Source organism: Bradyrhizobium genomosp. III, assembly GCF_000261705.1.
Classification (GTDB): domain Bacteria; phylum Pseudomonadota; class Alphaproteobacteria; order Rhizobiales; family Xanthobacteraceae; genus Bradyrhizobium; species Bradyrhizobium ottawaense.
Genome location: NZ_AJQF01000242.1, coordinates 17151 through 36958, shown reverse-complemented (window position 1 = coordinate 36958; position 19808 = coordinate 17151). Strand labels below are relative to the sequence as shown.

At 59.3% G+C, this 19808-nt stretch carries 17 protein-coding genes; 15 read left to right on the top strand and 2 right to left on the bottom strand.

Annotated elements, in window-relative coordinates; genetic code table 11:
• The first annotated feature begins 10 nt into the window (after positions 1-10).
• The 4 genes from IC66_RS0121040 to IC66_RS0121025 are packed head-to-tail and all read left to right on the top strand — an operon-like array spanning position 11 to position 5149.
• Positions 11-331 carry a hypothetical protein gene (locus IC66_RS0121040; protein ID WP_038948915.1) on the top strand — a complete coding sequence of 107 codons (321 nt, stop codon included), beginning with the start codon at positions 11-13 and terminating at the stop codon, positions 329-331.
• A 1-nt stretch (position 332) separates the two neighbouring features.
• Positions 333-2528: a peptidase domain-containing ABC transporter gene (locus tag IC66_RS0121035; protein ID WP_390887034.1), complete on the top strand. Its 2196-nt coding sequence runs from the start codon at positions 333-335 to the stop codon at positions 2526-2528.
• The gene (locus tag IC66_RS0121030) at positions 2525-3952 is read left to right on the top strand and encodes an HlyD family type I secretion periplasmic adaptor subunit (RefSeq protein ID WP_244429136.1); all 1428 of its coding nucleotides are present in this window, start codon (positions 2525-2527) and stop codon (positions 3950-3952) included. The genes IC66_RS0121035 and IC66_RS0121030 overlap by 4 nt, the downstream gene beginning before the upstream one ends.
• A 24-nt stretch (positions 3953-3976) precedes the next feature.
• Positions 3977-5149 (top strand): hypothetical protein, encoded by a 1173-nt coding sequence (locus IC66_RS0121025; RefSeq protein WP_038948911.1) that lies wholly within the window; start codon positions 3977-3979, stop codon positions 5147-5149.
• 16 nt (positions 5150-5165) lie between these two features.
• Here IC66_RS0121025 and IC66_RS0121020 read toward each other — a convergent pair whose 3' ends face one another.
• Entirely contained in the window at positions 5166-6053 is an 888-nt protein-coding gene (locus tag IC66_RS0121020) for a glycosyltransferase (RefSeq protein WP_049806586.1), read from the bottom strand.
• 194 nt (positions 6054-6247) lie between these two features.
• Here IC66_RS0121020 and IC66_RS0121015 point away from each other — a divergent pair, with 194 nt between their 5' ends.
• The 11 genes from IC66_RS0121015 to IC66_RS0120965 all read left to right on the top strand — a co-directional run bounded on the left by IC66_RS0121015 (position 6248) and on the right by IC66_RS0120965 (position 18262).
• Positions 6248-7042 (top strand): WecB/TagA/CpsF family glycosyltransferase, encoded by a 795-nt coding sequence (locus tag IC66_RS0121015; RefSeq protein WP_038948909.1) that lies wholly within the window; start codon positions 6248-6250, stop codon positions 7040-7042.
• A 3-nt stretch (positions 7043-7045) separates the two neighbouring features.
• On the top strand, positions 7046-8170 hold the full coding sequence (wecB, locus tag IC66_RS0121010; protein ID WP_038948908.1) for a non-hydrolyzing UDP-N-acetylglucosamine 2-epimerase: 1125 nt from the start codon (positions 7046-7048) through the stop codon (positions 8168-8170).
• Positions 8163-9425, top strand: coding sequence for a UDP-N-acetyl-D-mannosamine dehydrogenase (wecC, locus tag IC66_RS0121005; RefSeq protein ID WP_038948907.1), 1263 nt, complete (start codon positions 8163-8165; stop codon positions 9423-9425). Before wecB ends, wecC begins: the two co-directional genes overlap by 8 nt.
• 40 nt (positions 9426-9465) lie before the next feature.
• Positions 9466-10530 (top strand): Gfo/Idh/MocA family protein, encoded by a 1065-nt coding sequence (locus IC66_RS0121000; RefSeq protein ID WP_038948905.1) that lies wholly within the window; start codon positions 9466-9468, stop codon positions 10528-10530.
• Positions 10531-10582: 52 nt separating this feature from the next.
• Entirely contained in the window at positions 10583-12058 is a 1476-nt protein-coding gene (locus IC66_RS0120995; protein ID WP_038948904.1) for an oligosaccharide flippase family protein, read from the top strand.
• 35 nt (positions 12059-12093) lie between these two features.
• The gene (locus IC66_RS0120990) at positions 12094-12612 is read left to right on the top strand and encodes an acyltransferase (RefSeq protein ID WP_038948903.1); all 519 of its coding nucleotides are present in this window, start codon (positions 12094-12096) and stop codon (positions 12610-12612) included.
• A 98-nt stretch (positions 12613-12710) separates the two neighbouring features.
• Positions 12711-13889 carry a DegT/DnrJ/EryC1/StrS family aminotransferase gene (locus IC66_RS0120985; RefSeq protein WP_038948902.1) on the top strand — a complete coding sequence of 393 codons (1179 nt, stop codon included), beginning with the start codon at positions 12711-12713 and terminating at the stop codon, positions 13887-13889.
• Positions 13886-14887, top strand: a complete 1002-nt coding sequence (locus IC66_RS0120980) for an NAD-dependent epimerase/dehydratase family protein (protein WP_083859315.1) — start codon at positions 13886-13888, stop codon at positions 14885-14887. Before IC66_RS0120985 ends, IC66_RS0120980 begins: the two co-directional genes overlap by 4 nt.
• Positions 14884-16023 (top strand): DegT/DnrJ/EryC1/StrS family aminotransferase, encoded by a 1140-nt coding sequence (locus IC66_RS0120975; protein WP_038948899.1) that lies wholly within the window; start codon positions 14884-14886, stop codon positions 16021-16023. The genes IC66_RS0120980 and IC66_RS0120975 overlap by 4 nt, the downstream gene beginning before the upstream one ends.
• Positions 16020-17510, top strand: coding sequence for a class I SAM-dependent methyltransferase (locus IC66_RS0120970; protein WP_049806585.1), 1491 nt, complete (start codon positions 16020-16022; stop codon positions 17508-17510). Before IC66_RS0120975 ends, IC66_RS0120970 begins: the two co-directional genes overlap by 4 nt.
• Positions 17507-18262 carry a class I SAM-dependent methyltransferase gene (locus IC66_RS0120965; RefSeq protein ID WP_244429135.1) on the top strand — a complete coding sequence of 252 codons (756 nt, stop codon included), beginning with the start codon at positions 17507-17509 and terminating at the stop codon, positions 18260-18262. The genes IC66_RS0120970 and IC66_RS0120965 overlap by 4 nt, the downstream gene beginning before the upstream one ends.
• A 56-nt stretch (positions 18263-18318) precedes the next feature.
• Here IC66_RS0120965 and IC66_RS0120960 read toward each other — a convergent pair whose 3' ends face one another.
• A complete protein-coding gene (locus tag IC66_RS0120960; RefSeq protein WP_244429134.1) occupies positions 18319-19614 on the bottom strand; it encodes a glycosyltransferase family 4 protein in 1296 nt (431 codons plus the stop codon).
• Positions 19615-19808: the final 194 nt, after the last annotated feature.

Genomic DNA, 19808 nt, shown 5'->3' with positions numbered 1-19808 from the left:
AGACGTAAAGATGCACGCCGAACTTTATACCGATGGAATCGAAGAAATTACCGTCAGCGGCACCATTGTTCGTGTCGATCTGGTCAGTCTTTCACCGACGGAGCGCGACGCAAACAATGCCCCCAAGCGAGTGTTTTCGCAGCGATTGATCTTTTCGGTCGAATCCTTCGCCAATTCGGTCGATGTGATGCAGAAGGCGCTTCAGGGCCTAGTTGACGCGGGCGTGGTCCGGAAGAATCCGTCAGTTCAGTCGCACAACGGTGCGTCGGGAATACATGATGCGCTGGCGCCCAACACACGGTCTCTGAATGTCTCTTCGAATTTCCGCTGAAATGGACGTCGCTGGCGGCGCGAAGGACCAGGTTGCGGATACGCCCGCGCCCGGATTGTCAATGCAGACGGCATTGGAATGCCTGTCCAAGGTCTCCGGTCACCATGGCATAGATCTGCCAGTCGAGCGCTTAAAGCGTGCCTACGCGGTAGCCGCCCCGATCTCGTTGAATCTTCTGTTGCGCATGGCGAAGGATGCGGGCTTGCGCGCGAGAAGCACGGAACTGGATTGGGGCGCGCTGATTCGTCTCGGAGAAGCCTATCCGGCGTTGGCGAGGCTCGCCAATGGCAACTGGATCGTTGTCCTTGGCGCGGGACGGCGAGCTGACGGCGCCGAGGTCGTCAGCATCTTCGACCCCCTAGCCGACCGCAAGCACGAGGTCTTGGTTGTTGATCGCGACCGCTTCTGTGCCCAGTGGGCTGGCGACACGATCCTGATCAAGCGCGAGCCGTTGACACAAGATGGTCGGAGGAGTTTCGGCCTCCGGTGGTTCGTACCGGAATTGCTTCTTCAATGGCGACTGTTCAGGGACGTCGCCATTGCCGCCATCCTGCTCTACGCGTTGGGCCTCGTCGTCCCGATCTTTTTCCAGCTCGTCATCGACAAGGTTCTGGTTCACGAGAGCTTCACCACTCTTTATGTACTCGCGGCAGGAGCAGGCGTAGCGCTCGTCTTCGACGCCATATTCGGCTTTCTGCGGCGCTACTTGCTGCTGTATGCGACCAACAGGGTCGACATTCGCGTTGCGACGAAGACGTTCGGTCATCTCCTCGGGCTGCCAGTCACCTTCTTCGAGCACGTGGCCGCGGGGGTACTGGTCAAGCACATGCAACAAGCGGCGCGGATCCGCGAGTTTCTGACCGGGCGACTATTCTTGACGACCCTCGACGCGCTCTCGTTGTTCGTCTTCCTGCCGGTCCTTGCGCTCTACAGTGTCAAATTGACTTTGATGGTCCTGGCCTTCACCGCCGCGAGCGGCGCTGTTGTCGGCCTGCTCATGGGCCCTTTCCGGCGACGTCTTTACGATCTCTACCAGGCGGAAGGTGCGCGGCAGGCTCTCCTCGTCGAAACAGTCCATGGTATGCGCACGGTGAAGACGCTGGGCATGGAGCCAGCGCAGAGCAGGGTTTGGGATAGCCGATGTGCGCAGTCCGTGACCATGCGATTCGGTGTCGAGAAGATTTCCGCAGGCGCCCAGGCGCTCACCGGATTTCTCGAGAAGATCATGACGCTTGGAATCATCTCTGTCGGAGCACTCGATGTCTTCGCCGGAGAAATGACAATCGGCGCGCTGGTCGCTTTCAACATGTTGGCCGGCAGGGTCTCCGGACCACTGGTCCAGCTCGTGACCATGGTGCACGAATACCAGGAAGTGGCGCTTGCCGTGAAAATGCTCGGCGAGGTCATGAATCAGAAGCCTGAACGTGACGGTCGGAAAGATGGGCTGCGGCCCGACCTCGCCGGCAAAATCGAGTTCGACAGCGTCTCTTTCCGCTACGGAGCCGAGGGAGCGCCGGCGCTTGACGATGTCTCCTTCACCATCGAGCCAGGCTCGATCTTCGGGATCGTGGGCCGAAGCGGCTCCGGCAAGACGACGCTCACAAGGCTGATTTCGGGCATGTATCCGGTGCAGCAGGGGCTGCTGCGTATCGACGGATATGATTCGAGAGAGTTCGACCTCGCACATCTGCGCCGAAACCTCGGAATCGTCCTGCAGGACAACTTCCTGTTTCGCGGGACGGTTCGCGACAATATCGCCTGCGTGAAACGTGACGCGACCTTTGCCGAGGTCGTCGCTGCCGCGCAGCTCGCTGGCGCCGACGAATTCATCGAGAGGTTGCCCCGTGGCTTCGACACCATGCTCGAGGAAGACGCCTCGAACCTGTCCGGCGGGCAGAAGCAGCGACTCGCGATCGCGAGGGCTCTGATTGTCAATCCACGAATCTTGATTTTCGATGAAGCGACGAGTGCCCTTGACTCCGAAAGCGAAATGATCATCCGGCGCAATCTCCGCCGTTTGGCGGCAGGGCGTACAGTCATCATCGTCTCGCATCGGCTGTCGATGCTGACCGAGGCAAGTCAGATCCTGGTGATGGACCGCGGCCGAATCGTCGACGTGGATCGCCACGACCATCTCCTGTCGAAATGCACCATCTACAGACACTTGTGGAACCAACAGATGAAGCAGATTGCATGAAGGAGACGAGGCCATCACGCGCAGATGCGAAGCCGATCGGCCTGGTCCCGGCCAGACCGGTCGAGCGACGGCGAAAGCTATTCAGGTCATCGCCGAGGCGAGCGCCAGTCATCGCCGAATTCCAGTCCGATGCCACCGAGGTCGAGCAGCAAGCGCCGCCGCGGCTCGCGCGTCTCACCCTCTACGGCATACTTGCGCTGATCGTCTTCGCGATCACCTGGGCATCCGTTTCGCAAGTGGAGATGATCGTCACGGCGCAGGGAAAATTGACCACGACACGTCCCAATATCGTCGTGCAGCCCTTGGAAACGTCGGTCATACGCGCGATCCACGTCAAGGCCGGTGATCGCGTCAACCGCGGCGACGTTCTCGCTACGCTCGATCCGACCTTCTCGCAGGCGGATTTCGACCAATTGCGTGGCAGAGTGGCTGGTTTCGATGCGTCGATCGATCGCCTTGGCGCCGAATTGAATGGAACCGAGTATGCGGTCAAGGAGCTGATAAATGCGGACCAGGTCCTGCAGGGTAAGTTGTTCTTGCAGAGGAAGGCCGCCTACGAGGCGCAGATCCAGAACTACGACGCGCAGATCGCGTCCGCTCGAGCCAATCTCAAGACAGCGCAGGATGAAGAGGCGGTTCTGCTTCAGCGGCTCGACACGATGCGTTCGATTGAAGCGATGCGCACCACGCTGATGGACAAGGAGGTCGGTTCGAGGCTGAACTTCCTGCTGTCTCGCGATGCACGGCTCGAGGTCGAGAGCAATCTGGCGCGTGTCCGTGGCAGTATCGCCGATACCACCCATCGGCTGGAAAAGGCCCGAGCCGATCAGAAGGTATTCGCCGAGGAGTTTCGTCGCACGACTTATCAGGAACTTGTGGAGACGTTGCCAAAGCGCAATGGCGCAGTAGAGGAATTGAAGAAGGCCGAACTTCGCCGGCAGCTGATCGTCCTGCAGGCGCCGGCAGATGCCGTGGTGCTGGATATCGCAAACCGGACAGTTGGCTCGGTGGTTCGCGAAGCGGAAACGCTGTTCGTCCTTGTTCCGCGTGACGTCCCCCTTCAGGCGGAGGTTAACGTCGAGGGTCGGGACATCGGCCAGATCGCGCTTGGACAAGCGGTCCGGATCAAGTTCGAAGCATTTCCGTTCCAGAAGTATGGAACTGCATCTGGCGAAGTCCGCGTCATCAGTCAGGACACGTTCTCGCCTGATACGAAGGCCGAAGGTGCGCGCCGCGCGCCAGCTCCCTATTACCGCGTACTGGTCGATTTGTCGGACACGCACCTTCGGCTGCCGGCTGAGCGCATTCAACTGATTCCGGGTATGGCGGTGACGGCCGAATTGAAAGTCGGCAAGCGCACCGTGATCTCCTATTTCCTCTATCCGTTGCTACGCGGATTGGATGAAAGCATCCGTGAATATTAACCCGGCTTGGGATGGCGATTGACCATGATCATTAGTCCGAATTTTGGGATGAAGCTCGTAGTGCCCACGGCGGCGAGTAAGCTCTCGCGGAATTCGCCGCTGGTGAACTATGCGCTCAACGGGCTGGAACGCTGTTGGGTGCCTGAACATCGCCGGTGGTCGCACATCTATCATCTCGATGGACGTTCTTCGCCAAACGAGTCGGTACCGAACAGCGACGTATTCTATACGCTCAATGTCTTACTCGGAATGTCGCGCGTCGCTGGAATTCCAAGTGGTCTTGATCTGCCTGAAATATTCAGCCGTAACACTTCGCTACTCACGAGGCTTCCGGTGCGCAAGTACGCCTTCGGTATGGCGCTGTGGAGCGCCGCCGAACTCGGCTTCGAAACGCCCGAGCCGGTCAAATGCGAGCTGACAGCCATTCTCGCCGATGAGTCCAGGTGGAAGAGCTTTCGCGCGCAGGATATTGGCATGCTGCTCACAGGAGTCGTGGCTCAGGCGAGGGCAGGCGAGAGCGAGTGGTGGCGCTACGCCAGGCCGCTTTTTCGTTTCCTGAAGGAACGCTTCCACAGCGAATCGGGATTGTTCTTCGATGCACCGTTCGGGTTTCGCCGCCGCTTCTCGTCATTTGCGACGCAAACTTATCTCTCGATCGCCTGCTATCAATATGGCGAATTTGCCGGAGACGCGTCCGCGCTTGTCATGGCCGATACTTGCGTGCGCAATCTGATAGCGCTTCAAGGCCCACAAGGTGAATGGCCCTGGTTTTTCGACGCGATGAGCGGCCGCGTCCTTGATTTCTATGAGGTCTATTCGGTTCATCAGTATGGAATGGCCCCGGCGCTGCTGGAATGGGCGGAGCGCTTTGGGCAGAAGGGATCGCGGGACGCCCTGGTGAAGGGATTCAACTGGGTACTTGGCCAGAACCAGCTGGGCCGGGCCATGCTCGTGCCTGAACTGAGCCTGACCCTCCGCTCGCAGGCTCGCAAAGGCGAATTGACAACGAAGGCGCCGCGCGTATTGCGCGCAGTCAAGAACGCCTGGCTCGGAAACGGGCAGCGACTGATCGACGGCACTGACGTGGAAGTTCGGCTCGAGTGCCGTAGCTACGAGCTCGGCTGGATTCTGTGGTCATTCGGCCGGCGCACCGACTTGCCGGGGCTGACCAACAACTGTGCCTTCGGCGGCGCCTGACAGAATTGCCTTCGCATTAACGATTCCAAGCGACTGCTCGCCGGCCCCGCAGGTGCGAGATCATCGTCATGGCGCGGTGCGCCCGGACGGCACACAATACGGCAATAGCTTTGAGGCGGACGCCGCTACCATGGAGGCGGTCGCTGGTCAGCACAGTCACAGCGTTTGGCGCGAGAGATGCGAAGACCAGCAACGCCTGCGCGAGCCAGCGCAATTGCCAAACAGGCTTGCCTTCCGCCATGTTGCGATAGTGCGCGATGTGTCGATCCCATTTGGCGTAGAGCTCCCGAAGGGAGCTCCGGGCGGGATGGAAGACGATCATCTCGGGAGTGTATCGAAATCGAAGTCCCGCGCGCAGCGCACGCTCTCCCCACTCCATGTCTTCGGCGATCTCAATGCCGGCAAAAGGGCCGACGCGATCGAAATCGCGGCGAAACACCGCCATATTGCCGGTGCCGGAATATCCGTGGCGCTCGATATAGAGCTTGAAGCGATAGGCGAAGACGCTCTCGTATGCCGCAATGGCGTCGAGCTCCGCATTTTCCGGGTGCCAAATGCGAACGTCGCCCCCGAGAACTGTGCCAGCCGGCGACAAGTTGAACCATTTCATCACGCTGCTCAGCCAATCCGGATGGGCCCTGCAATCGGCATCGATGAAAGCGAGGATCTCGCCGTTGGCCGCAGCGACGCCCGCATTTCGCGCCGGACCGGGACCCGGATGCGGTTCGTGCTGCAGCCGTACACGAGGATGGCCGCCAACGATGTCTGTTGGGGGCGTTGCCGAGCCGTTGTCCACCACGATGACCTCGAACGCGTGCCGAGGCAGGGTCTGCGCGTCCAGGCTTCGCAAGCAGGATTCCAGCGCGTCAGGCTGATTGAGATGCGGAATAACAACCGAAATCATCAGTTAAATCCTCTATTTAATTGACATTGGATCTGCTGTCCGCCTCTTGCGTGGAGGCCCTGATATTCCGCTGTCTGGCGCCAAATTCTATCCTATTTAAACCTTGCTATTAAATATCTGGTGCGTATTATCTAGATAATAATCTTAAATGCAAACTTAAACAGACCGTATTTTTTTCTGGGAGGTAGGTTCCAATGCGCGCCTCATTTCTGGGATGTCCCGTTGACCTGCTGACAATGGCGGAAACCGTCGATCTGGCGCGCGGGGCTATGCACAGCCGGCGAAGGCTGCAACATGTGGCGCTGAACGTCGCCAAATTCGTCAATATGAGGTCTGATGCCGTGCTCGCGGCCGATGTCGCCAACAGCGATGTCGTCGGCCTCGACGGCATGGGGATCGTTTGGGGCGCTCGAGCGCTGGGACTTCCGGCCACGTCGCGCGTCGCGGGCGTGGATCTCCTCGCCGAGTTGCTCGCGGTATGCGCGCATGAAGGCTTCAAGCCTTATTTCCTGGGAGCGACCCCCGGCGTGCTGCACCAGGCGATGCAGAGCGCGTGCGAGAGGCATCCCTCGCTTGTCTTTGCGGGCTGGCACGACGGCTACTTCAAGCGCGAGCAGGAGAAAGACGTCGTACGGGACATCCAGTCCAGCGGGGCCGATTGCCTCTTCATCGGCATGCCGACGCCCCGGAAGGAGCGCTTTCTCGCCGCTCACCGCGATGATCTCGGCGTGCCTTTTATCATGGGTGTGGGTGGTGCATTCGATGTTCTGGCAGGTACCGTTCGGCGCGCGCCAGTACGGCTTCAGAAGCTCGGCCTCGAGTGGCTGTACCGCATCTATCAGGAGCCCGGGCGGATGTGGTGGCGATACGCCAAGACGAACGCGCTGTTTGCGGGCGTGCTGGCGCAAGCGCTCTTCAGGCAGGCGCTTCGGCACCCGCTCGGTGCGCCCGGCGCCGTTCCCCCTGGTCCGAGCCGGATCGGGGGTTGAAGCGTGCGCAAGCATTTTTTCATCCTTCTGGGAACCCGGCCGGAAGCAATCAAGCTGTTTCCGGTCATCAACCGACTCAAGGCTGAGAATCGCAAGGACATCGCCGTAACGATATGTGCGACCGCACAGCACCGGCAGCTGCTTGATCAGGTCCTCAAATTGGCCAACGTGGTCCCGGATTTTGATCTCAACGTTATGACGACAAACCAGACGCTGGATCATCTGACCGCCCGGCTGCTCGGACAAATCGGCGAACTGCTCGAAAAGGTGAAGCCCACCAGGGTGATTGTCCAGGGCGATACGGCGACTGCCATGACGGGTGCACTGGCATCCTATTATCACCGTATACCGGTCTCGCACATCGAGGCCGGACTGCGCAGCGGCGACATCTTCGCTCCGTGGCCCGAGGAGGTGAACCGCAAGATCGTCGGCTCGATCGCCGATCAACATTTTGCCCCGACGGAGCGCGCGGCCCGCGCGTTGCGTTCTGAAAACGTGGCTGATGACCGCATTCACGTGACCGGAAACACGGTGGTGGACGCTCTCATCCTCGCGAAAGCCATGGTCGAGTCCGATCCGGGACTGGCGTGTCGCTGGGACGGCATCAAGAAGCGTCACGGCAATCGGCGCATCATCCTGGTGACTTGCCATCGCAGGGAGAATTTCGGTGGCGGCGTCACCAACATCGTGAACGCGCTTGAGACCATCCTGCAGCGGGAAGATGTCGCCGTGGTGCTCCCTGTGCACCCGAATCCGAATGTCCGCGACCTGTTTGCGTCTCGGTTGTCGGATCACCCGCGGGTCGTCCTCATTTCTCCTCAGGAATACACTGATTTCGTCAGCCTGCTCTCGATGTCGTATCTGGTCCTGACAGATTCAGGCGGTGTCCAGGAGGAGGCCCCCACTTTCGGGAAGCCGGTCCTGGTAATGCGCGATACGACCGAGCGTCCCGAAGGCGTGGAAGCCGGAACGGCGCGCCTGGTCGGCGCCAACTACGACAGGATCGTTGGCGAAACGTTTCGCCTGCTCGACGATGACGAGACTTATGCTGCCATGGCGCGTTCGCACAATCCGTTCGGTGACGGGCACGCGAGCGAGCGTATCGTGAAGGTGCTTCTCGATGCCTGAATTCCAAAAGATAAATGTCATTGGGCTTGGCTATATCGGGCTGCCGACCGCGGCGTTGATTGCGAGCCGTGGGCTGCAGGTGGTCGGCATCGATACAAACGAACGCATCGTCGACACCGTTGCATCCGGAAAAATTCACATCGCCGAGCCCGATCTGGACGGTCTCGTCTCCAAGGTCGTGTCGAGCGGTGCGCTCACGACGTCGAGGAAGCCGCAGCCGGCGGACGTGTTCATCATCGCGGTGCCGACCCCGATCGACCACGATAACCGTCCAGACCTGGCAAGCGTTCACGCCGCGGTCGACAACATCGTGGACCTTCTCGCGCCAGGCAATCTTGTCATTCTTGAATCGACATCGCCGATCGGGACAACCGAAGCCATCGCAAAGCGCATCGTTGAACGCAGGCCGGAGCTGCACATTGGCGTCAACGGCCGGGAGGATGGAGCGATCTACGTCGCATACTGTCCCGAACGCGTGTTGCCAGGGCGGATCTTGACCGAGCTTATCAACAATGACAGGTGTATCGGCGGGATTACGCCAACCTGCACGCGGCGTGCCCAACGCTTCTACAAGATGTTTGTTCGCGGCGCCTGCGTCGGCACTACGGCGCGCGCGGCCGAGTTGGTCAAGCTGACGGAAAACGCCTTCCGCGACACCAACATAGCGTTTGCCAACGAACTCTCGCTGATCTGCGACAGGTTCGATATCAACGTCTGGGAGGTGATCGATATCGCCAACCGTCACCCTCGCGTAAACGTACTGCGGCCGGGGCCGGGCGTGGGCGGGCACTGCATTGCGGTCGACCCCTGGTTCATCATCGACTCTGCGCCCGATCTCGCGCGAGTGATGCGAACAAGCCGCGAGGTGAATAACGCCAAGACCCGGAAGATCATCGAGAACGCAGAGGCGCTGATCGACGATCATCCCTATGCGAACGTTGCCTGTTGCGGATTGACGTTCAAGGCGAACGTCGACGACGTGCGTGAAAGCCCCGCCTTGGAGATTGCCACGCATCTCGCGGCCAAATACGGCGAACGGATCAAGGTCGTCGAACCGAATCTGCGCCGTCTGCCGTCTCAGTTGGCCGATTATCGCGTCGCGTTCGTGACCATCGATGAGGCCCTCCGGAGCTGCGAAATTGCGGTTCTTCTCGTCGATCATGACGAATTCAAAATGGTGCCGTTGGCGGAGCGCCGGCACCTCGACGTCATCGATACGCGAGGCATATGGCAGGATATGCCCGCGCGAACCTAACGTGCAGAATCGTAGTTTCCCCGAATGGATCGAGGTCAGTATGCGAGATAGTCAGCTGGGAATCGGGGTCGTGGGATACGGCTATTGGGGGCCCAATCTCGTTCGCAATTTCTCGATCAATCCCGCCGCCCGCGTCGTCAGCGTGAGCGACCTTGATCCAGGCAGGCTTGCCGCCATCAGGCAGCAGTACCCGGGGGTGGCGACCACCGCGCGATATGACGACCTGCTGAAGGACGCCTCGATCGATGCAATCGCCATCGCCACGCCGGTGCACACGCATTACGAGCTGGCAATGGCGGCGTTGAGAGCTGGCAAGCACGTGTTGGTCGAAAAGCCCCTTGCGCCGAGTTCAGAGCAGGTGATGCGCCTGATCGACGAGGCGGATCGGCGCGGACTGATTTTGATGGTCGATCACACCTTTCTCTATACCCCGGCGGTTCAGAAGATTCGTGAGCTGTTGCTGAAGAGCGAGCTCGGAGACGTCTACTACTACGACAGCACACGCTCGAGCCTCGGATTGTTCCAGAAAGACGTAAATGTGATCTGGGATCTGGCAGTGCATGACATCTCGATCATTCATCACATCTTCGATGAGGAGCCGATTGCGGTATCGGCAACGGGATCGTGCCATGTCGTCGGTTCGCCGGAAAACATGGCGCATATCACATTGTTCTTTGCCAACGCATGTGTGGCCCATGTCAGCGTCAACTGGCTCTCGCCTGTCAAAGTCCGCCAGACTTTCATTGGCGGCAGCAAGAAGATGATCGTCTATGACGATCTCGAACCGACCGAAAAGATCAAGGTCTATGACAAGGGAATTACGCTCGACAGGCCTCCCGAGAGTGCCCATCAATTCCGGATTGGATATCGCGCTGGTGACATGTGGGCTCCGCATATCTCGCCTAAGGAGGCACTGCAAACGGAGGTCGAGCACTTTATCGACTGTGTGCGCACCGGGACGCGGCCGATCTCCAGCGGCATGTCCGGGCTGCGGGTGATCGAGGTGCTCGAGGCAGCTTCTCGATCAATCGCGAAGCAGGGCAAACCAATCCCGATAAGGCAACTGCCGCGGATGCTACCGGAGCGGGCCCGGGCGACGGCTTGATAGGCGGCTTGGCCGTGGCTGTTGGCCAGATGAGCCCCGGGACGGAGTCTCGATGAATTCAGTGCATCGTTCAGTCCTGTTTTCCGGGGTGGACCGCTATGCCGCCCTTGTGCTGTTCCTTGTCTCGACCGCAGTTCTGTCGCGTCTGCTGACGCCGGGCGAGTTCGGGGTCTTTGCGGTCGTCAATGCACTTACCGCCGTGATCGCCGCCGCCTTTCAGGAGTTTGGAGGGGCAAACTATCTGATTCAGAAGCATGAGTTGTCGCGCGGGACCATTCGCACGGCGTTTACTATCACCTGTATCATCTCGCTGGCAGTTGCGCTAATCCTGTCAGCTGGGGCCGACGTCGTATCGCAACTCTTTGGGCAGGACAGCCTAAGGCAAGGTATCCAGGTTTCTGCGCTGAACCTTCTCCTTCTACCGGTCTCAGGAACGTTGGCTGCCCTGTTTCGTCGTGACATGCAGTTTGGGACGCTCGCGATCTGCAATCTTGCAAGCAACATGACGGTCGCGCTGGTTTCGATCGGGCTGGCGCTCCTGAACTTCAGCTACATGGCTCCAATCTGGGGTGGTGTGGCAGGGAGCATGGTTCTTACGGCCTTGCTGCTGAGTTCGTACCGGGATTTCGGCGTGTTGCGCCCTTCGCTGTCCGAATACCGCGAGGTCCTCAGATTCGGTCTCTATTCCAGCGGTGTCAGCGTCATCAATATCTTCTACAACCTCGCACCCCAGCTCTTTCTCGCGAAGATTCTCGATTTTACGGCTGTGGGTCTCTATAGCCGGGCGATCAACCTGATTCAGGTATTCGACAGGCTCGTCACGCAGGTGCTGAACCCCATCATCATGCCGGCGATCGTGTCGAGGCGTGCAGCCGGGGCAGATCTAAAGGGCGTGTATCTGGACGCGGTCCAACTGCTTTCCGCGGTGCAGTGGCCATTTCTCACCTTCGTAGCGATCATGGCAAAGCCGATCGTCTTGATCTGGCTTGGCGCAGCCTGGTTGGAGGTCGTGCCGTTGGTGCGGATTCTCTGCCTTGCAAATCTGGCGCTATTCGCTGCGTGCCTGACATATCCCGTGTTCCTGGCGGTTGGACGCGTGCGCGACGCGCTTGTCTCGTCCTTCATCTCGTTGCCACCGTCGCTCCTTGCCCTTTTGGGCGCATCCTTTTTGGGCGTGGAGGCGGTCGCAGCGTGCGCATTGCTGACGTTGCCGTTCCAGGCGGTAGTGGCGATATACTATCTCAGTCGGCATCTTGCGCTGCGGCCAAGCGAGTTTGGCCGTGCCGTTCTCAAGAGCGGTGTCGTCACGATGGCGACCGCCGCCGGCGTAGGCGCCTGCGCGCTGTTGATCGAGGCAGGAATTCTCAATTTCGTTGTAGGCCTTATATCAGCGTTTGTGGTCGCCGCCTTCTGCTGGTGGTGGGGATTGATCGTAACAGGGCATCCTCTGCTGCAGCACCTTCGTCAAGCTGCGACGGGTCTCGTCGAGATGGCGCCCAAGCTGCGCCCGTCACGCTCGGTACTGTAGTGGTTTTGCTGGATTGTAGGGACAGGGAAGCTAACATGCCAATAAAGGATACCCAGCTTGGTCGCGATGTTCGCATCCTGCATCCGGACCTGGTCAACCTGTATGGCTGCACCGTCGGCGACGAGAGCAGAATCGGAACTTTCGTCGAGATCCAGGCGGGGGCAGAGATAGGGGCGCGTTGCAAGATATCGTCGCACAGCTTCATTTGCGAGGGCGTCACGATCGAGGATGAGGTGTTCGTCGGTCATGGCGTGATGTTCACGAACGACAAATATCCGAAGGCAACAACCGCGGACGGTCGTCCTCAGCAGGCTTCGGACTGGACGCTGCAGCGCACCCGGGTCGGTCGGGGAGCTTCGATCGGCTCGAACGCCACCATCCTGTGCGGTGTGACGATCGGAGAGGGCGCCTCCGTAGGTGCCGGTGCGGTGGTCACTAAGGATGTTCCGCCCGGCGCCATCGTCGCAGGAGTGCCCGCTCGGGTCCTGCCCGCAGCTGAAAACACGCTCCTGCGCGATCGTCGCTCTGCAGAGCTACTCCATAAACCATTTTAAAGCGCGATATATATGCGTTACAATTTAATGCTTGATTTAATGCGATTATGAGAGTTAATATTTTATTATAATGTTTGGTCCAACCAAGGTCTTGAATCTTGATACCCTTCCTGGATCTGAAAGCCCAATATTGCCAGATCAAGCCGGAAATTGACGCCGCGGTGGCTAGGGTCATCGGGAGCGGGCACTTTGTGCTCGGGCCGGAGGTGACCGCCTTCGAGGGACGCTTTGCGGGTTATTGCCGGACTGCCCATTGCCGCGCGGTGAACACCGGCACTTCGGCGCTTCACCTTGCCTTGCTTACGGCGGGTGTCGGACCCGGTGACGAGGTCATCACCGTATCCATGACGTTCGTCGCGACGACCGCGGCCATTATCTACAGCGGTGCCAAGCCGGTGTTTGTCGACGTTGACCCTGTAACGTGGACGATGGATCCCGGCTTGATTGAAGCTGCGATAACACCGCGAACCAAGGCGATCTTGCCGGTTCACCTCCACGGGCTGATGGCCGACATGGATCCGATAATGGCCATCGCGCGTCGTCACGGCCTGGTCGTCATCGAGGACGCCGCGCAGGCGCATGGCGCCGAATACCGGGGACGTCGAGCAGGCTCGATTGGCGATCTAGGATGCTTCAGCTTTTACCCTGGCAAGAATCTGGGGGCGTTCGGCGAGGGTGGAGCCGTCGTAACTCATAGGCCTGAATTCGCGCACCGCGTGTCACTGCTGCGAGATTGGGGGCAGGAGGCGAAGTACGACCACGCCATCCCCGGATATAACTATCGTATGGACGAAATTCAGAGCGCGATATTGAACGTCAAGCTGGACTACATTGAGAGTTGGACGGAAGCGCGCCGGTCGGCGGCTGAGCAATACAATGCACTGCTGTCTGAGCTCCCATTCGCGCGTCCCCAGCCGCCAGGGCACGCCCGTCACGTGTATCACGTCTATGCAGTCAGATTGGAGGAGCGCGATCACGCACTGTCGCTGTTGCGTGATGCCGGAATAGGTGCCGGGATTCACTATCCCGTTCCGGTGCATCTGCAAAGAGCCTACGCAGAACTCGGCTACCGCGCCGGTGATCTCCCCGTTACCGAGATGCTGGCGAACGACTTCCTCTCTCTTCCCATTTATCCGGAGCTGCTGCCGGAACAGGCGGCCGAAGTTGTCGCCACATTGAGGAACGCAGCGATGCTGCGGCCCAGTGAAGCGGTTGGCGCCCGAGCGGAGCATCCACAAAGCGTCATGACATGGTCCCACAACAGGAGGGCGTCTTGATTGATCTCAAGGGAAAGCGCGTTCTGGTCACCGGCGGCGCAGGCTTCATCGGGTCCCACATCGTTGATCTGCTCTGCGACGAGGGCTGCATTGAAATTGTTGCTCTCGACAACATGGTCAGAGGCCGACCGGAAAATCTTCGGCGCGCGCTCGGGCGCGGACCGGTGAGATTGGTTCACGGCGACATACGCGATCGCAAGCTGATGGAAGCATTGGTCAAGGCGGCCGATATCGTCTTCCACCAGGCCGCACTTCGCATCACTCATTGTGCGGCCGAACCACGCCTCGCCAAGGAGGTTATGGTCGACGCCACCTACGACCTGCTGGAGCTGTGCATCAAGCACGACATTCAGAAGATCATCGCGGCGTCTTCGGCATCGGTATATGGCATGGCCGAGGAATTTCCGACGACGGAGCGGCAGAATCCGTACAACAACCGAACTCTCTATGGAGCCGCCAAGGCGTTTAACGAAGGCCTTCTGCGGGCCTTCAACGATGTATGCGGCCTCGACTATGTGGCATTCCGGTATTTCAACGTCTACGGCAGCCGGATGGACATCCACGGACGGTACACCGAGGTCTTGATCCGCTGGATGGAGCGACTGGAGGCCGGATTGCCTCCCGTCATCTTTGGTGACGGCCGTCAGTCTATGGATTTCGTTCACGTCCGCGACATCGCGCGCGCCAACATCCTTGCGGCCAGGTCAAAGATCACCGATGAGGTCTTTAACGTTGGAAGCGGCACCGAAACCAGCCTGACGGAGCTGGCTACGGCACTTGCGTCCGTGATGGGACGCCGGGGCCTGACGCCTGAATTCGCGCCGGAGCGCTCGGTCAATCCGGTGCCGCGCCGACTGGCATCGACGGGCAAGGCGGAGCGTCTGCTGGGTTTCCGCACCACGGTTTCGTTGGAGCAGGGGCTCGCCGACCTCGTGAAATGGTGGCGATCCGAACGTGAGCTTGCTTCGGACCACCAGCGGCAGGCGGCAGCATCGTGATTCCGATCGCTTTGCCGCTGCTAGCGGACGAAGAGGCTGACGCGGCGCGCGCGGTCGTGCTGTCGGGCTGGGTATCGCAAGGTCCGCAGGTGGCCGCATTCGAGCGCGAGTTCGCTGCACTTGTTGGCGCACCGCACGCCTGTGCCGTCTCGAATTGCACGACCGCGCTCCAGCTCGCCTTGGCGGCGCTGGACATCGGCGTCGGCGATGAGGTGATCACGGTCAGCCATTCCTTCATCGCGACCGCAAACGTCATCCGACATCAGGGAGCCACTCCGGTTTTCGTCGATATCGAGCCGGAGACATATAATCTTGATTGCGCCCGGTTGGCCGAAGCCATCACCGAGCGCACGCGTGCGATCATCGTCGTCCATCAGATGGGCATGCCGTGCGATATGGCCGCTCTTCTGGCCATAGCGCGCCGCCACGGGATCGCCGTGATCGAGGACGCTGCCTGTGCTGCCGGATCGCAGATCCGGATGAACGGGGAATGGGAGTCGATCGGCAAGCCGCATGGCGACATTGCCTGCTTCTCCTTCCATCCGCGAAAGGTGATCACGACGGGTGAGGGGGGAATGCTCACCACCGCGAATGCCGAGCTTGATCGCAAATTCAAGCTCCTGCGCCAGCACGGCATGAGCGTTCCGGACACGGTGCGGCACAATTCGTCGTCCGTGATCTTCGAGGAATACGTCGTTGTGGGCTACAACTACCGAATGACGGACATGCAGGCCGCCATTGGGCGCAAACAGCTCGAGCGGCTCCCGGAACTGATTGCGCGCCGGCGAGCCGTCGCCGCAAATTATGCCGAACAGCTCGGCAATTTGGAAGGGTTGCGGTTACCGACTGAACCAGCGTGGGCCAGATCCAACTGGCAGAGCTATTGCGTACGTCTTCCAGACCGCCTCGACCAGCGCGTCGTGATGCAACATCTCCTCGATAAGGGCATCGCGACCCGCCGCGGTATCATGTGCGCCCATCGTGAGCAGCCTTATTCGGCCCTTGTCCAGACACAGGATCTGCGTCAATCCGAGCTCGCCCAGGATCGGTCGATCTTGCTGCCCATCTATGCACAGATGAGCGCCGAGGAGACCTCGAGGGTGAGTGCTGCGGTGCGGGCAGAGTTGGAACGATGATCCCGGGGATCGCCGACCAAAAGGCATTGCGACTTTTGGTCGTGATCGCGAGCTATGGGACTGCCAATAATGCCCACCTGGATCGAGTGATCAAGGAATACCGGTCCATGTCGTTCGACGTGGATATCGTCATCATCTCCAACATCGACAAGAAGCCGGCTGCAGACATCGAGTGTGTCGTTGGCCTTCCCAATAAGAATCCCTGGTCGCTTCCCTTCGCGCACAAAGAGTTGTTTGCAGCGCGGGCTGATCAGTATGATATGTTCATTTATTCCGAAGACGATATCCTGATCACTGAAAGAAATATTCGAGCGTTTCTCGACGTGACCTCAGTGTTGAATGAGGGCGAGGTTGCCGGATGGATGCTCGTCGAGAGAGCGTCGAACAGCGAATTGAATTATCCGCAGGCCCACGGTTCCTTCCACTGGGATTGTACGTCGGTCAAGACCAGGGGAAATTACCATCTTGCTCATTTTACCAACGAGCATGCTGCCAGCTATATGCTCACCCGGCAGCAGCTTGCCAGAGCAATTGCGTCCGGCGGCTTTTTGGTCGGGCCTCACGAAGGCAAGTACGACCTGCCTTGCACCGCTGCAACCGATCCATTCACCCAGTGTGGCTTCCGGAAGCTGATACCAATTTCCCATATCGACGATTTCTCGGCGCACCATTTACCGAACAAATATATCAACCGGCTCGGCGTCGATCGCCGGCAATTGGACGCACAACTATCCGTCCTGATGCAGATCGCGCGTGAGGGAAACGATGCCGTTCCGCTGTTCAGCGCCGAGACCAGGCTCTGGCACGGCATGTATTCGAAAGACTACTACGAGCCGGCCAGGGACGAGGTGTTGTCCGCTGTACCGCAAAGCGCGGCCGTATTGTCGATCGGGTCCTGCTCGGCTGCAAACGAACGCCGATTGCTGGAGAGAGGAAACCGAGTGGTGACTATTCCCCTCGACCCCGTTGTGGGTAGCGGCTTGGCCCAGCTTGGGGCTGAGGTGGTGTTAGGGGACGTCATAACGGCGAGATCAAAAATTGCAGCGGAGCGGTTTGACCGACTGCTGTTCGTTGATGTCTTGCAATTCATTCGTGATCCGGCGCATCTCCTCAAGCTGTTTGCCGATCTCCTGGCTCCGGACGGGCGAGTGATCATTTGCGCGCCAAACCGCCCCTCTCTTCGGTATGCCTGGGAATGCGCGAAATCCAGCAGCGTCTTTCGACGCTGGGGGAGCTTCGATGCTGTGGGGATCCACGACACGACGAGCGGGAAAATTCAGAGGTGGTGTGCGCAAGCCGGTCTGGCGATCGAGAAGATTGAGAGGCGCGCTCCGCATCGCGCCGGTCTGAGGTTGAAATTCCTGTCTTCTGTGCTTGCACCCGACCTTGTTGCGACCGCCACCAGGCGTGAATCGCTAAGGCCGTTCCTTCGCAAGGATCACGGCATTGAGCAAATGGAGGTTTCTAGAAGGAGCGTCGTTCAATGAGCTTGGAGGCTGCCAGAAGAATCCAGATCGACGACATGCAGGGACGCGCCGGTGCTGCGCAGGACACGGCTGCGCAAAGCTACTACATCCGCTCTCGCCGCGAGATACGGTCGTTACTGCCCAGCCGCGCCTCCCGGATCCTCGAAGTGGGACCTGGCGCAGGCTTCACTCTTGCCTGGCTCAAGTCGATCTACTCTGCCGCCACGACATTCGGAGTCGAGCTCAATCAAGAACTTGAAGCCGACCTGAAACTGAACGCCGATGTCGCGATGATCGGAGACATCGACGATTTGATATTGCGAGTCGGTAGCAAGTTTGACCTGATCTTGTTGCTTGATGTCCTTGAACATGTTCCGGATCCAACGCGAACTCTTCAGGCCATCACCAGAAACCTTCTCATGGATGGTGGGCGCGTAATCGTTTCTGTTCCGAACATCGCGCATCTGAGTGTGACGCTTCCGCTGCTCTTCCAGCGTCGATTTGAATACACAGATTCGGGGATTCTTGACCGCACCCATTTGAAGTTCTTTGTCGAAGGCACCGCCGTCAGGCTTCTGAACGATTCGGGCCTGGTCGTTAAGGATGGTCTGGTCACGGGCATTGAAGGTCCAAGATCGAAGATGTTGGACAGACTTACCTTCGGCGGCCTGACCCATCACCTGGCAAAGCAATATATTATGGCGGGTGAACTGACCACTGCATCGACCGCGCAGCCGAAAATCAACTGGAAGAAGAACCGGCTGATCAGCTAGCAGCGATAGCCGTCAGGCGGACCGCTCCAATTCCCGAAGAGGCGCACTCGGGCGCGTCAACTACGAGCGGGACAATCCCCAAATTCACCTTCGAGCATAGATCGTGAAATCGCCCCAAGCAGGACCTCGGCATGCCGTTTGGAGCATATGACGGGATCAAAGCGGCCTTTTGAATCTGCCGACAGTTGTTCGCGCACCCTGGACCAATAGTCGCGATGAGCGACGACTGACCTCATGGCGGAGACGAGTTCATCCATATTCTTCTGCGGCTGAAATCGCATAAGGCTCGAACTATGCCAATTTGCGCTTTCGGGATCGCCAACCGGGTTCGCCACAACGAAGCCTCGGCTACCGTCCAGACCGATCTGCTCACGCGCGCCGCCGACATCACTCACGATTGTAGGTAATCCCGCGCTTAGCGCTTCCATGGAGGCCAATGACCATCCCTCAAAAAATGAGTTCAGAACAAAGCAATCGGCGGCGGCCAGCAGGATGGATGGATCTGGAAACGAATGCCGCAGGTGGATCCGGTCCTTGCAAGGCATCTTGTCGCGAAGCGTACGGACTTGACGCGTGTACACAGCATCGTCCAGGCGGCCGGCGATCAGCAGATGGACCTTGTGATCATCTTCTGCGACGTCTGAGAATGCCCGCACCAGGCCGTATGCATTCTTCTGGACCGTGTGACGACCGAGCGAGAGAAAGAGAAACTCGTCCTTGAGGCCCAGCCAGGCCCGGGCCTTCGACCGGTTCACCGACGGGCGATGTGTCTGGTTGAATGCATTGGGGATGGTGATGACCGCACGATCGGAATAGGCCGGATTGCCCGACAGGTACTGACGCCGCACGAGCTCGCTTACCGCGACAAAGCAGGTGACGAGTTCCGATCTCTGACGCTCCTCCATCCAATTGGTGCTTATGGGGGTCGGAATGCCGTGGAGCGTCTCCACGACCGGAACGCGGGCATCTTTGGCCGCCTGCAAGAGCCAACCCGGCGGATCGTGCGCGCTGATAACGTCAGGACGGTTCGTTTTCATCCAGAGACAAGCGTCGCCTGGCGAGGCGGCAACAACCGCCGTGCCTTCCCTCTGCAAGATCGTGAACAATTGTCCGACGGGCGCCGACGATGAATGTGCGCACATAACCGTCACACGAAGCCCGAAATGGGGGAGGCGTCGCGCAAGAAAGGCGACAAATTCATCTAGCCCGCCGGCGTCGAGCACCGGAGTGACGATGAGGCAATGGACACTTCCCGGCGACACGAGAAAATCGTCCGGATTCGACACGCTGCTGGTCGGAATAGAGGCGGGCGCCGCCGGGGCATGCGGCGCGACCATGGCATCATATGGCATGAGCGGCTTCGACCAGTCGTCAACGAGACTGTCGTCTCCGGACGCCAACCGGCTGCCAATGAACAGTTTCTTCCCGATACGTCGCACGCTTCGCGGCAGGCGCCAAGAGTTTCGTTGTGCCCAAAGCGTCGCACGCCCTCGCAAGGAAAGGTCGTTCTGCCTGAAACCCGTCATGAGTTCAAATGCCGTCGGCC

What these genes read in the sequence shown, in the direction of transcription:
- IC66_RS0121040 (WP_038948915.1), top strand. Translation starts at nt 11, where the DNA reads ATGCACGCCGAACTTTATACCGATGGAATCGAAGAAATTACCGTCAGC.
- IC66_RS0121035 (WP_390887034.1), top strand. Translation starts at nt 333, where the DNA reads ATGGACGTCGCTGGCGGCGCGAAGGACCAGGTTGCGGATACGCCCGCG.
- IC66_RS0121030 (WP_244429136.1), top strand. Translation starts at nt 2,525, where the DNA reads ATGAAGGAGACGAGGCCATCACGCGCAGATGCGAAGCCGATCGGCCTG.
- IC66_RS0121025 (WP_038948911.1), top strand. Translation starts at nt 3,977, where the DNA reads ATGATCATTAGTCCGAATTTTGGGATGAAGCTCGTAGTGCCCACGGCG.
- IC66_RS0121020 (WP_049806586.1), bottom strand. Translation starts at nt 6,053, where the DNA reads ATGATTTCGGTTGTTATTCCGCATCTCAATCAGCCTGACGCGCTGGAA.
- IC66_RS0121015 (WP_038948909.1), top strand. Translation starts at nt 6,248, where the DNA reads ATGCGCGCCTCATTTCTGGGATGTCCCGTTGACCTGCTGACAATGGCG.
- wecC (WP_038948907.1), top strand. Translation starts at nt 8,163, where the DNA reads ATGCCTGAATTCCAAAAGATAAATGTCATTGGGCTTGGCTATATCGGG.
- IC66_RS0121000 (WP_038948905.1), top strand. Translation starts at nt 9,466, where the DNA reads ATGCGAGATAGTCAGCTGGGAATCGGGGTCGTGGGATACGGCTATTGG.
- IC66_RS0120995 (WP_038948904.1), top strand. Translation starts at nt 10,583, where the DNA reads ATGAATTCAGTGCATCGTTCAGTCCTGTTTTCCGGGGTGGACCGCTAT.
- IC66_RS0120990 (WP_038948903.1), top strand. Translation starts at nt 12,094, where the DNA reads ATGCCAATAAAGGATACCCAGCTTGGTCGCGATGTTCGCATCCTGCAT.
- IC66_RS0120970 (WP_049806585.1), top strand. Translation starts at nt 16,020, where the DNA reads ATGATCCCGGGGATCGCCGACCAAAAGGCATTGCGACTTTTGGTCGTG.
- IC66_RS0120965 (WP_244429135.1), top strand. Translation starts at nt 17,507, where the DNA reads ATGAGCTTGGAGGCTGCCAGAAGAATCCAGATCGACGACATGCAGGGA.
- IC66_RS0120960 (WP_244429134.1), bottom strand. Translation starts at nt 19,614, where the DNA reads ATGCCATATGATGCCATGGTCGCGCCGCATGCCCCGGCGGCGCCCGCC.